The organism is Streptomyces sp. UH6, assembly GCF_013421635.1.
GTDB classification, from domain to species: Bacteria; Actinomycetota; Actinomycetes; order Streptomycetales; family Streptomycetaceae; genus Streptomyces; species Streptomyces abyssomicinicus.
Window position 1 is genome coordinate 1 of the sequence record NZ_JACADT010001059.1, and the last position, 1,886, is coordinate 1,886.

Genomic DNA, 1,886 nt, shown 5'->3' on the forward strand with positions numbered 1-1,886 from the left:
CGGCACGTCCCGCGAGTACGACGCCCGGATGGAGGAGCGCAACCGGGAGCGGTACGCGGGCAGGAAGGACGTCAAGCTGCCCAAGACCTTCCCCGGCGCCGAGCAGGAGGGCGAGCGCCTCCAGAAGGTGCTGGCCCGGGCCGGCTACGGCTCCCGCCGGGCCTGCGAGGAGCTGATCGAGCAGGCGCGCGTCGAGGTCAACGGCGAGATCGTCCTCGAGCAGGGCCTTCGCGTCGACCCCGAGAAGGACGAGATCCGCGTCGACGGCCTCACCGTGGCCACGCAGTCGTACCAGTTCTTCGCCCTCAACAAGCCGGCCGGCGTGGTCTCCACCATGGAGGACCCCGAAGGCCGCCAGTGCCTGGGCGACTACGTCACCAACCGGGAGACCCGGCTCTTCCACGTCGGGCGGCTGGACACCGAGACCGAGGGCGTCATCCTGCTCACCAACCACGGCGAGCTGGCCCACCGGCTGACCCACCCGAAGTACGGCGTGCAGAAGGTCTACCTCGCGCACATCATCGGCCCCATCCCGCGCGACCTGGGCAAGCAGCTCAAGGACGGCATCCAGCTCGAGGACGGGTACGCCCGCGCCGACCACTTCCGCGTGGTCGAGCAGACCGGCAAGCACTACATGGTCGAGGTCACCCTCCACGAGGGCCGCAAGCACATCGTGCGGCGCATGCTGGCCGAGGCCGGGTTCCCGGTCGAGAGCCTGGTCCGCACCTCCTTCGGCCCGATCGCCCTGGGCGACCAGAAGTCCGGCTGGCTGCGGCGGCTGTCCAACACCGAGGTCGGCATGCTGATGCGCGAGGTCGAGCTCTAGAACGCCTTGTGCCCCGGGACGAACCCCCTTATCGTCAAGCTGACACATAAGGGGGTTCCTCCATGACCACGGCCACGGCCAAGAACGCCGCCACCGGATCACTGATCGGGCTGGCGCTGGGAGACGCACTCGGCTTCCCGACCGAGTTCAGCAGCGTGCCCCGGATCCTCGAGAACTTCGGGCCGTGGCGGGAGATGGACCTGCCGAAGCGGGCGCTCGTCACCGACGACACCCAGATGACGCTGGCGCTCGGGCGGGGGCTGCGCACGGCCATGGAGCGCGGGCGGCTCGGGCCGAAGCGGATGGAGCGGCCGGTCCGCGAGGAGTTCGTCGAGTGGAACCGGTCCCCGGAGAACAACCGGGCGCCCGGGCGGACCTGTGTCACCGCCTGCGGGCTCCTCGCGGCGGAGGACCTGGCCTGGCAGGACGCCACCCAGATCCACTCCAAGGGGTGCGGGGCCAACATGCGGGTCGCGCCGCTGGGACTCGTCCCCGGGCTCACGGACGAGGAGCGGGCCGGCGCGGCGCAGCTCCAGTCCGGCCTCACCCACGGCCACCCGACGGCGCTCGCCGCCTCCGACCTCACGGCGCACGCGGTGCGGCTGCTCGCCGGGGGCGCCGACCCCATGGCCCTGGTGGGGCTGCTGCGGTCCTACGCGCTGGACAACCGGGACGTCTACCACGAGCGGTGGCTGGGAGACCTGTGGCTGCGGTCCCAGGACCCCGACCCGGTGAGCTTCGTCCGGCGGGGCTGGGACGACTGTCTCGCGGCGCTGGAGCGGGTCCGGGAGGCGGCCGGGTCCGTCTCGCCCGAGACCGACCCGTGCCTGGCCACCGGGGAGGGGTGGATCGCGGAGGAGGCGCTCGCCACGGGGCTGCTGTGCTTCCTGCTCTTCCCCGACGAGCCGGTGACCGCGCTGCGGCGGGCCGCGTGCACGGCGGGGGACTCCGACTCCATCGCCTGCCTGGCGGGGGCGTTCGCGGGGGCGCACCTCGGGGCCGACGCCTGGCCCGCCGCCTGGGCGGAGCGGATCGAGTACCGCGAGGAACTGCTGGAGCT

General features: G+C 72.4%; 2 protein-coding genes. Both read left to right on the forward strand.

The window, feature by feature from the left end; genetic code table 11:
• Positions 1–826 (forward strand): pseudouridine synthase (locus HW445_RS29165; protein ID WP_180223833.1); only part of this gene is annotated, 826 nt, incomplete at its 5' end.
• 62 nt (positions 827–888) lie between these two features.
• Positions 889–1,886 (forward strand): ADP-ribosylglycohydrolase family protein (locus HW445_RS29170; RefSeq protein ID WP_180223834.1); only part of this gene is annotated, 998 nt, incomplete at its 3' end.